Consider the following 13147-nt stretch of genomic DNA (forward strand, 5'->3'; position numbering starts at 1 on the left):
ACATGGACGGAGAGCACGCGTGACGCGCAGCGTGTACGTGACCGGGATCGACCGCGGAGACGGACGGCAGGTGGTCGAGCTCGGGGTCATGGAGCTCCTGACCCGCCAGGTGGACCGGGTGGGCGTCTTCCGCCCCCTCGTCCACGACGGCCCCGACCGCCTCTTCGAACTGCTGCGTGCGCGCTACCGGCTCTCCCAGGACCCGGCGACGGTCTACGGCATGGACTACCGCGAGGCAGCCGCGCTCCAGGCGGAGAAGGGCACCGACGAGCTGGTCTCGCATCTGGTGGAGCGGTTCCTGGCGGTGGCCAGGGAGTACGAGGTCGTCCTGGTCCTCGGCACCGACTACGCCGCCACCCAGCTTCCCGACGAGCTGTCGCTCAACGCCCGGCTGGCCAATGAGTTCGGCGCCTCCGTGATCGCGGTGGTCGGCGGCAAGGGCCAGACCCCGGAGTCGGTACGGGCGGAGACGCGCAACGCGTTCCGCGCCTACGAGGGCCTGGGCTGCGACGTCCTCGCCATGGTCGCCAACCGGGTCGCCCCCGACGAGCGCGCGGGCATAGCCGAGCGGCTCGCGGCCCGGCTGCCGGTCCCCTGCTACGTGCTTCCCGACGAGCCCGCGCTCGCCGCGCCCACGGTCGCCCAGATCACGCACGCCCTCGGCGGCACGGTGCTCCTCGGCGACGACTCCGGCCTCGCGCGCGACGCCCTGGACTTCGTCTTCGGCGGCGCGATGCTGCCGAACCTGCTGAACGCCCTGACCCCCGGCTGCCTCGTGGTCACCCCGGGCGACCGTGCGGACCTGGTCGTGGGCGCCCTCGCCGCCCACTCGGCCGGCACCCCGCCCATCGCCGGACTGGTCCTGACGCTGAACGAGCGCCCGTCCGAGGAGGTGCTCACCCTCGCCGCCCGGCTCGCGCCCGGCACCGCGGTGGTCTCCGTTCCCGGCCTCAGCTTCCCCACGGCGGCGGAACTGTTCACCCTCGAGGGGAAGTTGAACGCCTCCACGCCGCGCAAGGCGGAGACCGCGCTCGGCGTCTTCGAGCGCCATGTGGACACCGCCGACCTGCTGGCCCGCCTCGCGGTGGCCCGCAGCGGGCGGGTCACCCCGATGATGTTCGAGCACGCGCTGCTGGAGCAGGCCCGCGCCGAACGCCGCCGCGTGGTGCTGCCCGAAGGCACGGAGGAGCGCGTGCTGCGTGCCGCGGACGTGCTGATCCGCCGGAACGTGTGCGACCTGACCCTCCTCGGTGACACCGAGGTGATCCGCAAGAAGGCCGCCGACCTCGGCATCGACCTGTCGGCCGCGCAGTTGATCGACCCGGCCACCTCGGAGCTGCGCCAGCGGTTCGCCGAGCGGTACGCGGGACTGCGCGCCCACAAGGGCGTCACGGTCGAGCTGGCGTACGACGTGGTGTCGGACGTGAACTACTTCGGCACCCTGATGGTCGGCGAGGGTCTGGCCGACGGCATGGTGTCGGGCTCGGTGCACTCCACCGCGGCCACCATCCGCCCCGCATTCGAGATCATCAAGACGAAGCCGGAAGCGGCGATCGTCTCGTCCGTGTTCTTCATGTGCCTGGCCGACAGGGTGCTCGTCTACGGCGACTGCGCGGTCAACCCGGACCCGAACGCCGAGCAGCTCGCCGACATCGCCGTCCAGTCGGCGGCGACGGCCGCCCGCTTCGGCGTGGAGCCCCGGATCGCGATGCTGTCGTACTCGACTGGCACGTCCGGGTCGGGCGCGGACGTGGACAAGGTGCGGGAGGCCACCAAGCTGGTCCGCGGTTCCCGTCCGGATCTGCACATCGAGGGCCCGATCCAGTACGACGCGGCCGTCGAGCCGTCGGTGGCGGCCACGAAGTTGCCGGACTCCGAGGTGGCGGGCCGCGCGTCGGTCCTGATCTTCCCGGACCTGAACACCGGCAACAACACGTACAAGGCTGTGCAGCGCTCGGCGGGCGCGGTGGCGGTCGGACCGGTGCTGCAGGGTCTGCGCAAGCCCGTCAACGACCTGTCGCGCGGCGCGCTGGTCAGCGACATCGTGAACACGGTCGCCATCACCGCGATCCAGTCCCAGGCCCGGTCCCAGGACCAGGCCCGGCCCCAGGGTGAGGAGCTCCCCGCATGACCGCCCGCGTCACCCCCACCCGTGTCCTCGTCCTCAACTCCGGCTCGTCGTCGGTGAAGTACCAGCTGCTCGACATGCGGGACGCCACGCGGCTCGCGGTCGGCCTGGTCGAGCGGATCGGCGAGGCCACGTCACGGCTGGTGCACACTCCGCTGGAGGGCGGCGGCGCGCAGCAGCGCGAACGCACCGGCCCGATCGCCGACCACGACGCGGCGCTGAAGGCGGTCTCCGAGGAGCTGGCGCAGGACGGGCTCGGGCTGGATTCGCCGGAGCTGGCCGCGATCGGCCACCGGGTGGTGCACGGCGGTCTGAAGTTCAGCGCCCCGACCGTGATCACCGAGGAGGTGCTGGCGGAGGTCGAGCGGCTCGTACCGGTCGCACCGCTGCACAATCCGGCGAACATCACCGGCATTCGTACGGCCCGGGCGCTGCGGCCGGACCTGCCGCAGGTCGCTGTCTTCGACACGGCCTTCCACACGACGATGCCGGAGGCCGCGGCCCGGTACGCCATCGACGTCGAGACCGCCGACGCGCACCGTATCCGCCGCTACGGCTTCCACGGCACCTCGCACGCCTACGTCTCGCGGGCCACGGCGGCCCTGCTCGGCAAGGACCCGTCGGAGGTGAACGTCATCGTGCTCCACCTCGGCAACGGCGCGTCCGCCTCCGCGGTGGCCGGCGGCCGGTGTGTGGAGACCTCGATGGGGCTGACGCCCTTGGAGGGCCTGGTGATGGGTACGCGTTCCGGTGACATCGACCCGGCGGTGACGTTCCACCTCGAGCGGGTCGCCGGAATGAGCACGGACGAGATCGACGCCCTGCTCAACAAGAAGAGCGGGCTGGTGGGCCTGTGCGGGGACAACGACATGCGGGAGATCCGCCGGCGGATCGACGAAGGCGACGAGCGGGCGCGGCTGGCCTTCGACATTTACGTACACCGGTTGAAGAAGTACATCGGCGCCTATTACGCGGTGCTCGGCCGGGTCGACGCGCTCGCGTTCACGGCGGGCGTGGGCGAGAACGCGGCACCGGTGCGGGAGGCCGCCGTCACCGGTCTGGAGGAGCTGGGCCTGGCGGTGGACGCGGAGCTCAACGCCGTGCGGTCGGGCGAGGCGCGGCTGATTTCACCGGAGTACGCGCGGGTGGCCGTGGCCGTGGTGCCGACGGACGAGGAGCTTGAGATCGCGCGACAGACCTTCGAGCTGGTGAAGTGAATTGATGAACGCCTGAGCGGGCCGGCGCCCATTTGTACATTCCACCAGACGGAATATTCCGCAGGGAAACAAACCGATAGGATCCGCCTTATGCGCCGTTCCAAAATCGTCTGCACACTGGGCCCCGCCGTCGACTCCTATGAGCAGCTGAAAGCGCTCATCGAGGCCGGTATGAACGTGGCCCGCTTCAACTTCAGCCACGGGACCCATGCCGACCACGAGGAGCGGTACCACCGCGTCCGCAAGGCATCGGAGGACACCGGACGCGCCGTGGGCGTGCTCGCCGACCTCCAGGGGCCCAAGATCCGCCTGGAGACCTTCGCCGAGGGTCCGGTCGAGCTCGTCCGCGGTGACGAGTTCACCATCACCACCGAAGACGTCCCCGGCGACAAGTCGATCTGCGGGACCACGTACAAGGGCCTGCCCGGCGACGTCTCCAAGGGCGACCAGATCCTGATCAACGACGGCAACGTCGAACTGCGCGTCGTCGAGGTCGACGGCCCGCGGGTCAAGACGATCGTCGTCGAGGGCGGCGTCATCTCCGACCACAAGGGCATCAACCTGCCCGGCGCGGCCGTCAACGTCCCCGCCCTGTCCGAGAAGGACGTCGAGGACCTGCGCTTCGCACTGCGCATGGGCTGCGACATGGTCGCGCTCTCGTTCGTCCGTGACGCGGCCGACGTCAAGGACGTCCACAAGGTGATGGACGAGGAGGGCCGCCGGGTCCCCGTCATCGCCAAGGTGGAGAAGCCGCAGGCCGTCGAGAACATGGCGGACGTCGTCGCGGCGTTCGACGCGGTCATGGTGGCGCGCGGCGACCTGGCCGTCGAGTACCCGCTCGAGAAGGTCCCGATGGTGCAGAAGCGCCTCATCGAGATGTGCCGCCGCAACGCCAAGCCGGTGATCGTGGCGACCCAGATGATGGAGTCGATGATCACCAACTCGCGTCCGACGCGCGCCGAGGCGTCCGATGTCGCCAACGCGATCCTCGACGGGGCGGACGCGGTCATGCTGTCGGCGGAGTCGTCGGTCGGCGCGTACCCGATCGAGACGGTCAAGACGATGTCGAAGATCGTCGCAGCGGCCGAGGAGGAGCTCCTGTCCAAGGGGCTCCAGCCGCTGGTCCCCGGCAAGAAGCCGCGCACCCAGGGCGGCTCGGTCGCCCGCGCGGCCGCCGAGATCGCGGACTTCCTGGGCGGCAAGACCCTGATCGCCTTCACCCAGTCCGGCGACACGGCCCGCCGCCTCTCCCGCTACCGCGCCGAGCAGCAGATCCTGGCCTTCACCACCGACCAGTCCACCCGCAACCAGTTGACGCTGAGCTGGGGCGTGGAGTCCTTCCTGGTGCCGTTCGTCGAGACGACGGACGCGATGGTCGACCTGGTGGACGCGGAGCTGCTGAAGCTGCAGCGCTACAACGCGGGCGACATCATGATCATCACGGCCGGTTCGCCTCCGGGCGTGCCCGGCACGACGAACATGGTGCGGGTGCACCACCTGGGCGGGGAGTCGCGGAGCTGACGGCCCGCCTCCCCTGCCGTCGGACGGCCCCCTGACCCCTCCCGGGTCGGGGGGCCGCCTCTTTCTCTTCCGTTCGAACCGGGGCGGGCGTATCAACTCCTTGACACACCTTGCCTGTTGCGCAATTGTCTCAACACGTTGATACACCTAACGAACGGTGAACGGACCACGAAAGGGGGCCGGCATGTCCGCAGCCTCGACGGCGAAAGGCACCTGGCGCACCTGGATCGACACCCCCGTCCGATGGGCGGGCGCGGCCGCAGGCATCGCGGTCGGCGCACTCGTCGACTTCAGCCCGGAGCCCGACGTCCAACTCCTGTACGCCTTCCCCGCGTTCGGCCTGTGCGTGATGGCCGGCGTGCTGGCGGCCGATCTGCTCGCACGCCCGCGGCACAGCGTGGTACGGGTGGCGGACGTGACGCCGCGCCGCGTCCGCGACCACGCCCCCCGCGCCCTGGCCGCGTTCCTCGCCGCACAGGCGGCGATCCTCACGGTGCTCGTCGTCATCGCCGCGGGTACGGCGTCCGCGGACTCCGAAGGCCGCTCCGGACGAGCCCTGGCCGTCCACTGCCCGGCCGGATCCCAGCTCCTCGGCCCCTGGCCCGGCCTCCACTACGGCTGGCCCGCGCTGGGCGGAGTCGCCCTCGGCACCGTCGCCTGCGCACTGCTGCTGCGCCGCATCACCCTGCGCTCCCAGGCCGACGGCCAGCGCCGGATCCAGGCTCGCGCGGCGGTCGGGGCGTGGGGCGTACTGGTGACGGCCCCGCTCTTCGCCGTCTCGCTCACGATGGCAGTCGTCGTACTGAGCCTGTCCTGCGGGGGCACGGCGAAGCTCCTGACCCTTGCCGCGCTCGCCCTCACCGCCTTCACCTCCGCGTTGAGCTGCTGCCACTGCCTGGGCGTCCTCCTGCTCCCGCAGGCCTACACGGAGGCGAGGCCATGACCGCGAACAGCGTCCGCATCATCGTGAACCACGCGACCCCGGTCCCTCCCTACGAGCAGGTCCGGGCCCAGCTCGCCGACCTGATCTCGGTCGGCCGCCTCCGCCAGGGCGACCGCCTCCCCTCCGTGCGCCAGCTCGCCTCCGACCTCGGCCTGGCCAACAACACGGTCGTCCGCGCCTACCGCGAACTGGAATCGGCGGGCCTCGTCAGAACCCGCCGCGGCTCCGGCACCCAGGTCGTCGCACCCGCCTCGATCGCCGACTCGCAGACGAAACTCGCGGAACAGGCCCGCGTGTTCGCGACGACGGCGAGGCAGCTGAACGCCACGGACGAGGAGGCTCTCGCGGCGATCCGGCACGCCTTGGCGTCGACGGAGAGCGCGTGAGGTTCACGTGGCACGAAGCGGGTCGACCTGGCCCCACTGCGCCGGGTATTCCCGGGGGCCACGCCTTGGAGTGGTCGAACTGTGAGTCCCGGTTCGTGACAGCCGAGTGCTCCGCCTCGCGCCGGCTCGACCGACCGCCGACGACAAAACTGCCGGTGCCTCGCTCAAGCATCCAGGTCCAGGGGCTTTCCGTTGGATCAGGCCGGATCAGTGAGCGGGGTCTGGTGCCGCGCACGCAAGGCGGAGGATGGAGCCCACGCGGAACGTGGGCGACCGACGACAACGCAGGGGCGGCCGCCCGGTGCGCGTGCACCGGGCGGCCGCCCCTGCCGTGATCAGGTGGTGACCTCGACGCCCTCGGCGTTCCAGGCACGGGCATAGCCGCTGCCGCGCGCCGTGACGGTCACCATGCCGGGCCCGTGATCAATGTCCCCCGCAATCTCCCCGGGGGCCACGGGCGGCCACTCGACGTCCATGAACTCTCCCGGAGACAGGTCGTACTCCATCCCTGACGGTTCGAACTGAACGGTGAGCGGCTCGTCCACAGCCGATACTCGGAATCTCATCTGCCTACCAGTTCTTGAGTATGTACTCCATAAGGTCGGCTCGCGGGCCCGCACTGGGGTTCTGCGGCGTCACCTTGCGCACCTTGTCGTAGTACTTGAACACGGTTTCGACCTGGCTCTTGGTGAACCCGGCCTGCTTCACCTTGGCGACGTGCGCGGCGTTCATGTAGTTCAGGTTGTCGAGCTTGTTCGCCCACAGGATGCCCTTGCCCAGCCCCGCGGCGTTGGCGTACCCATGAGCCCGGGCCACAGCGTTCACCGCCTCGAGTTCCGAGGCGACGGCGGCAGCGGTCGACGCGGTGCGAACCGCTCCGGTGGTGGCCTCGGCGGTCAGGCCGGCATCCCTCGCCACCGCGGCGGCCTCGGCCGTGCCGGAACCGGCCAGGGCGGCGGTGCGGATGCCCTTGATCAGTTTGGCCGCCACCCCGATCACCGCAGGCGCCACTATGGCTGCAGCCCACAGGCATCCGGAGACCTTGCCGTCCCAGCAGTCCGTGAAGTCCTTGACCATGCCGCGGGCGAAGCCCTCGAGCATGGACATGGTCAACTCGTAGCCGTCGATGTGGACCGTGCGGGTCTCGCGGATGTCGATCGGCGCGGAATCGACGTACTGCAACTCCAGATCGCCGATGCAGTCCGCGAGCGCCGTGTCCGGGAAGCCGCACAGGACGACGAAGTACAGCATCGTGCCTGTGACGTGGTAGTCGACCTCGTAGTCGCAACCGTTCGTCCCGGTGCAGAAACCGTCGGACTCAGCCGTCGCCGAGACGCCGTAGGGCACGGCAAGGACCTCGGCGGCACCGGCCATACCTGTCGTACTGGCCTGCTCGACCTGCTTCTCGTCACGCTTGTCCGCCTCCGTGCGGGCGGCCGCGTCCTGCGCCTCCTCCGCCGCTTCCTCAGCGCGTGCGGCCGCCGCCTCCGCGGTAGTGGCGTCGCGCTCCGCCTGGTCGGCGACACCACGCGCGGTGCTCGCGTCGGTCTCGGCCGCGGTGGCCGCGTTGCGCGCCGACTCGGCGTCGCGCTCGGCGTCCGTGGCCGCGGCATCCGCCTGGCTCGCGTACGTGCCGGCCGAGTCGGCCGCGTTCTGCGCCGCGTCGGCGTCCGCGATCGCCTGCCGGTTGTACTCGACCGTGTTGGCTTCGGCCTTCTGCGCCGCCTTGGCCGAGGCGTCCGCCGCCTTGGCCGAAGCCTGCGCCTCCGCCGCCGACTTCACGGCCTTCGCCGCCCAGTCCGCGGCGTTCGCCGCTGCCACGGCCGCTGCCTTCGCGTCGGCGCTCGCCTTGTCCGCCAGCGCCTTTGCCTCGATCGCGGCCTTTGCCGCCTGCTGGGCCTTGGCCTGTGCCACGGCTGCCTGCTGCTCGGCGACGGTCTTGGCGGCCTGCCCGGTCAGCACGGCCAAACCTGCAGAGGAGTCGGTCTCCTTGTAAGGCGATCCCAGCTCGATGGCGTCGTTGGCCGGCTTGACCACCTGCGCCGCCGAGTCACGGGCGGCCGTCGCGGCCTGCGCGGTGGCGTACGCGAAACCGGCCGTGCGGACGGCGTCGACACCGGCCGCGGCGGCCTCCGTCCTCGCAACAGCGGCGTCCACCTTGGCCTTGGCCGCGTTCTGCTTGGCGGTGTCTGCCATCGCCTTGGCAGTGATGGCGTTCCATTTGGCGGCGTCGGCGGCGTCAATGGCGTCCGCGGCGGCAGCGTGTGCCTTCTTCACGGCAGCCTCGGTGATCGCCACGTCCGCCTTGGCACCGTCGGCCGCCGCCTGGGCGCGCTTGGCCGCGCCGTCGGCACGGGTGGCCGCCGCGCGGGCGTTGGACGCTGCCGTGGTGGCCTCGTCGGCCGCTGCACGTGCCGACGACGCCGCGGCTGTCGCGTTGTTCGCCGCGGTGCGGGCCTGGGTTGCGGCCGCACGGGAGGCAGCTGCGGCATCGGTGCCCTCGTCGGCGGCGGCCTTGGCCTCCAACGCGGACGCCTTGGCGTTGAGGGCGTCGCGGTTCCGCTCCGCCTCAAGGGCGTTGTCGCGTGCCTTGACGGCCTTGCCCTCGGCCGCCAGCGCCGCATCCTTCTTCTCGGCGGCGGTCTTGCCGGCCGTCTGGGCGTTGGCCAGCTCCTCCGCGGCGGTCTGCCGCTCCGACTGCGCCTTCGCCTCCGCGGTCGCGGCCTTGGCACGCTCCGCGTCCGCAAGCTCCTTCTGGGACTTGGCGTAGTCGCGCTCGGCCTCCGCGGTCCTGCGCTTGGCCGCTGCGTCGGCGGCCGCCTTCTTGGCCGTGGCCTCGGCGGCTTCGGCCTTCTCCTGCGCCGTCTTGGCCTTGGCGGCGTTCTCCGCGGCCTTCTTGGCCTGCAGCGCCGCTCCTTCGGCGGACGCCTTGGCCTGGGCCTCGGCCTCCTCGGCGGCCTTGCGGCGGAACTCGGCCTTGGACGCGTGCGCCTGGGTCTCGGCCAGGGCCATGAGCGTCTTGCTGTCGGCGGCCGAGGCGCGGGTGGCGTTCGACGCCGTCTCGGTGGCCTTGAACACCGCCTGCGCGGCGGCGGCCGACGCCTTGGCGACCTGCGCCGCCTGCTGCCCGTACATCAGGCCGCGGCCGCGGGGCTGACCGGCGGCGTCGGCGATCGCGTACGCCTCCTGCTTCGCCGTCTCGACCTTGGCGGCTTGTTCCTGCGCGGCGAGCGCGGCCCGCCCGGCCACGAAGACCCTGCCCTGGGCACGGGAGCGGGCGTGCTCGATGTCCTTCTTGACCTTCGCGAACTCCGCAGCGGTCGGATAGAACATCGTGCTGCTCGGGGACTGCTTGAGCCAGTACGCCTGCCAGTCGGTGAGCCGGCTCGCGATGATCGACTGCCCCAGAGCCTCGCCGAGGGCCTGCGTGGCGATCGTCAGCTGACGTGACGCTTTGGCCTCTGCCTCCATGATCGTGGCCCGCTGCGTGCTCTGCGCCGCCAGCTCCGACTGCCACTCGATCGACGCGACGGCGACTTCGGCACCGAGCACGTTGTGCGGGTCCGGGGGGTTCTGGGTCGCGCAGGAAGCGAATCGCGCCTTGAGTGCCTCGACGTCGACCCGGAACTCCATGCTTCCCGGCTCGGGAGCTTCGGTGGGGAATCCGCCGTGCTGGAGGAAGATCCGGGCGTCGTCCGCGTACATCGGATGCATGAACGTCATCCGTTCATACGCCTGGATCGGCTCGTAGTCCTCGTGCCGGTCCTCGGAGTACCGCTCGGCGGCGATCCTGTTGACCGCGTCCACCGACTCCTGGCTGGCGAGGGGCGTCTGGTCCTGGTGGTAGAGGTCGTACTCGGACTTCCAGAACTCGCCGTTGAGCCACGTCAGCAAGCCGGTGGTGTTGAACGGGTTGACCTCGCTGTAGACCCATTCGAAACCGGCGACGGTGTAGCCGGGCGGCGTGGTCTGAGGTGGTATGGCCAGCGACTCCTCCCAGACCGCGTCGCGGCCCCAGAGCTCGTCACCCTTGGCGTCCGCCCACGCCTTGTCCTTGGCGAAGGCTTTGGCGAGGGGGGTCTCGCCGTCGTACCAGTAGTCGCTCTCCGCTGCCGCGTGCAGCTCCGCCTCGGTCCCGTTGAGACCGCCGCGGGCGACCGACTTCAGCTCCTGACCGCCCTTGCGGAGCATCAGGTTGAGCAAACACTGCTCGGCACGGGTCGTCGCCGCGGCTTCGAGGTCGAAGGCCGACGGTTCGTCGGACGCGGCAGCGGTGTCCAGCTGCGGGGCGGGGGCCGGGGCGGGAAGTTGGTTGCCCGTGAGGGTGACCGCGAGGGCGGTCGTCAGGGCGGTGGAAGTGATCAGTCTCGACCAGCGGCCCACGGAGCCGGGCCGTCTGCCGGGGGGTGAATCAGTACGCATGCGTGCGTCACCGTTCCAGTTCAAGGGGCAGGAGTATCAGAAGAGCGGGTCGAACGGTGCCCAGCCCGAGGTGCCGATCTGTACCCTGGGCGCGAATGGGGCGCTCGCGTTGCCGGTCCCCTTGAAGAGCCACAGCAGGCCGGCCGTGTCGTTGGCGATCAGATCGGTCTTCCCGTCCCCGTTGTTGTCGCCGGTGGAGACGATCGACTTGTACGCACCCCACCCGGTGCCGACGGTGATCCGGCTGCCGAGCGCGGCGTCCTGAGCCGCGTTGCCGGTGCCGGGGTAGATGTAGAGCGTCCCGGTCGTGCTGCGGGCGATCAGGTCGGCCTTGCCGTCCCCGGTGTAGTCGCCACGGCCGGCGAGGGCGTTCATCCCGTTCCAGCCCCCGCTGCCGATGCGGATACGAGCGGCCAAGGTGCCGTCGGCCTTGCCCTGGTAGAGCCAGAGCGTGCCGTCGGTGTGGCGGCCGACGATGTCCGGGTGGGTGGTGCCGCCCATGTTGCCGACGGAGACCAGCAGGCTGTAGATGTTCCAGCCGCCTCCGACGACCTTGGTGTCGATGCCCCGCTCGGCCGTGTAGTACAGCGTGCCGTCGGGCATGCGGTGGTAGATGTCGTTGCCCTTGCCGTCTTCCGACACATTGGCCTGGACGAGCGCAGTCGCGTCTCCCCAACCGCCGCCCAGGGTGACGGCCGGCTGCACGCCGCCCGTGCCCTTGGGCTCGTAGTCGTACAGCAAGCCGGACTTACGGGCGAAGAGAGGGAACATCACTGGGCCCGGAGCGGATTGTGTGGCCGCAGTGGCCGCCTCGTCCGTTCGCCCGTCCCAGAACGACGGTGCCGCCCTCGACACCAGGACGGTGACGCCCGCGACGGCGACGACCACCGCGTAGATCACCGCCCGGCGCACGGAGCGGCTGAGTTGTCTGAACATCAAGTTGACGGTCCTCACAGGTGATTTGCCTGTGCGGACGCACGGAGGATCGTCACTGAACGGCCGCCCCCCGACGCCCGCGCGCCGGGCCGAACGGCCACAGCACCGTCACACTAGAATCATAAGTTGCCGAAGAGTAGGGGAATTTGGCACAGGCATTCGCACCACGATCACAATTTCGACACGTACGGCCAGGGAAGGGGCGCCGGGTCACAAGCCGGCTGCTGTCCTCGTCGACGCCACGAAACGACTGTGGGCCGCACCCCCCTGAACGGGTGCGGCCCACAGCCCTTTTCGCGGCTCCCGGTGGTCCAGGTCAGGCGTTGCCGCCGGTGAAGTAGTTGTGCAGGCCGGGGACCGTCAGCGTCCCGCCGAACTGGCCGGCCTGGGTGACCTTCACGTTGGTGAACATCGCGACCGGGACGTTCAGCGGTGGCGGGGTCTCCGGGCTGAACGTGATCGGGATGATGCCGAAGAGGTTGCCCTTCAGCTCCTCCGTGTACATCGTCACGGTGCCGTTGGTGATCTCCGACGTGGAGCCCTTGCGCGCCTCGACATGCGCGGTCGTACCGTTCGGGCCGACCACGATCTGGTGCAAGTCCTTGATCTTCACGCCCGTCGCGGTGAACTTCAGGACCTTCTTGATCTTGCCGCTGCCGGTCTTCACCTCGACGATGCCGTGGTAGTCCAGCCCTGTCAGGTCGAGCCTCGTGCTCTCGAGGATCCACGGGTCGTCCGGCAGCAGCGGGATGCCCGGCTCGAGTTCGGCGGCGGCCAGCGCCTCCGGGTCCGCCGTCGGGCACGGGAAGTGCGGCTTGGCGCCGTCCGGGATGTCCTCGTCCTTCTTGGGGTCGAGTCCCTTGACGTCCTCGTCCAGCTCTTCGACCTTGGCGCCGGCCTTGTCCGCCGCGTCCTTGATCGCTTCCTTGGTCTTGTCGACGGTCTCGTCGACCGTCTCGGCGGGCTTCTCGGCCGGCTTCTCGGCCGGCTTGTCCGCAGGCGCCTCGGAAGGCTGCTCCGACGGCTCCTCGGCCGGCTTCGTCGCCGTCTCGCTCGGTGACGGCGTTTCGGACGCCTCTCCCGTGAGCGCGTCGCCGACTCCGTCGACGAAGTCCTTGACCTTCTCGCCCACGCCCAGCGGGTCCAGCGGGTTCTTCGTCTCGCTCGCCGACGGCTCCGGCGCGGGTGCCTTCGGCGCCTCACCCGCCGCGGAGGCGGACGGGCTCTCGGCCGGCTTCGGCTCCTGCGACTCGTCGCCGGATCCTGACGTGGCGCTCGGCGTCGGCTCCGGCTTGGCCGATTCGGACGGCTTCGCCGACTCCGACGCGGACGGCGACTCGGACTCGGACGGCTCGTCCGAGCGGGTCACACACGGGCCCGGCGCGAACGGGATCTCCTTGTCGTCGGCCAGGGCGAGCTTGGGGGTGAGACCCATACCGACGAACACGGCGGTGGGCATCGCGGCCAGGGCTATCGCCTTGCTCGCAGGCAGCTGCATCTTGGCCAGCAGGGACTTCCTCGGGGCGGCGTGACGCGGCCCTTTTCTCTCCCGCGAGCCGCCGCCGCCCGCGTCCGCGGTCAGCGGTGGTGTCAC

9 protein-coding genes are annotated in these 13147 nt (G+C 70.4%); 5 read left to right on the forward strand and 4 right to left on the reverse strand.

Features of this window, described 5'->3' with window-relative positions; all coding sequences use genetic code 11:
• Window positions 1-19 precede the first annotated feature (19 nt).
• From pta to ABZ070_RS06805, 5 genes are all read left to right on the forward strand, one after another.
• Window positions 20-2131 (forward strand): phosphate acetyltransferase, encoded by a 2112-nt coding sequence (gene pta, locus ABZ070_RS06785; protein ID WP_356630692.1) that lies wholly within the window; start codon window positions 20-22, stop codon window positions 2129-2131.
• Entirely contained in the window at window positions 2128-3345 is a 1218-nt protein-coding gene (locus tag ABZ070_RS06790; protein ID WP_356630694.1) for an acetate kinase, read from the forward strand. The genes pta and ABZ070_RS06790 overlap by 4 nt, the downstream gene beginning before the upstream one ends.
• Before the next feature lie 90 nt (window positions 3346-3435).
• Window positions 3436-4866: a pyruvate kinase gene (gene pyk / locus ABZ070_RS06795; protein ID WP_356630696.1), complete on the forward strand. Its 1431-nt coding sequence runs from the start codon at window positions 3436-3438 to the stop codon at window positions 4864-4866.
• A gap of 184 nt (window positions 4867-5050) precedes the next feature.
• Window positions 5051-5809 carry a hypothetical protein gene (locus tag ABZ070_RS06800; protein ID WP_356630698.1) on the forward strand — a complete coding sequence of 253 codons (759 nt, stop codon included), beginning with the start codon at window positions 5051-5053 and terminating at the stop codon, window positions 5807-5809.
• On the forward strand, window positions 5806-6195 hold the full coding sequence (locus ABZ070_RS06805) for a GntR family transcriptional regulator (RefSeq protein ID WP_356630700.1): 390 nt from the start codon (window positions 5806-5808) through the stop codon (window positions 6193-6195). Before ABZ070_RS06800 ends, ABZ070_RS06805 begins: the two co-directional genes overlap by 4 nt.
• A 335-nt stretch (window positions 6196-6530) precedes the next feature.
• Here ABZ070_RS06805 and ABZ070_RS06810 read toward each other — a convergent pair whose 3' ends face one another.
• From ABZ070_RS06810 to ABZ070_RS06825, 4 genes are all read right to left on the reverse strand, one after another.
• Entirely contained in the window at window positions 6531-6761 is a 231-nt protein-coding gene (locus ABZ070_RS06810) for a hypothetical protein (protein WP_356630702.1), read from the reverse strand.
• A gap of 4 nt (window positions 6762-6765) precedes the next feature.
• The gene (locus ABZ070_RS06815; protein WP_356630704.1) at window positions 6766-10617 is read right to left on the reverse strand and encodes a hypothetical protein; all 3852 of its coding nucleotides are present in this window, start codon (window positions 10615-10617) and stop codon (window positions 6766-6768) included.
• A 36-nt stretch (window positions 10618-10653) separates the two neighbouring features.
• Entirely contained in the window at window positions 10654-11553 is a 900-nt protein-coding gene (locus ABZ070_RS06820; RefSeq protein ID WP_356630706.1) for a VCBS repeat-containing protein, read from the reverse strand.
• A 316-nt stretch (window positions 11554-11869) separates the two neighbouring features.
• The gene (locus ABZ070_RS06825; RefSeq protein WP_356630708.1) at window positions 11870-13147 is read right to left on the reverse strand and encodes a hypothetical protein; all 1278 of its coding nucleotides are present in this window, start codon (window positions 13145-13147) and stop codon (window positions 11870-11872) included.

Source organism: Streptomyces sp. NPDC006283 (assembly GCF_040613325.1).
In the GTDB taxonomy this organism is placed as follows: Bacteria; Actinomycetota; Actinomycetes; order Streptomycetales; family Streptomycetaceae; genus Streptomyces.

Excerpts from the sequence above, each read along its gene's own strand:
- ABZ070_RS06790 (WP_356630694.1), top strand. The coding sequence starts at position 2,128 with ATGACCGCCCGCGTCACCCCCACCCGTGTCCTCGTCCTCAACTCCGGC.
- pyk (WP_356630696.1), top strand. The coding sequence starts at position 3,436 with ATGCGCCGTTCCAAAATCGTCTGCACACTGGGCCCCGCCGTCGACTCC.
- ABZ070_RS06800 (WP_356630698.1), top strand. The coding sequence starts at position 5,051 with ATGTCCGCAGCCTCGACGGCGAAAGGCACCTGGCGCACCTGGATCGAC.
- ABZ070_RS06805 (WP_356630700.1), top strand. The coding sequence starts at position 5,806 with ATGACCGCGAACAGCGTCCGCATCATCGTGAACCACGCGACCCCGGTC.
- ABZ070_RS06810 (WP_356630702.1), bottom strand. The coding sequence starts at position 6,761 with ATGAGATTCCGAGTATCGGCTGTGGACGAGCCGCTCACCGTTCAGTTC.
- ABZ070_RS06815 (WP_356630704.1), bottom strand. The coding sequence starts at position 10,617 with ATGCGTACTGATTCACCCCCCGGCAGACGGCCCGGCTCCGTGGGCCGC.
- ABZ070_RS06820 (WP_356630706.1), bottom strand. The coding sequence starts at position 11,553 with ATGTTCAGACAACTCAGCCGCTCCGTGCGCCGGGCGGTGATCTACGCG.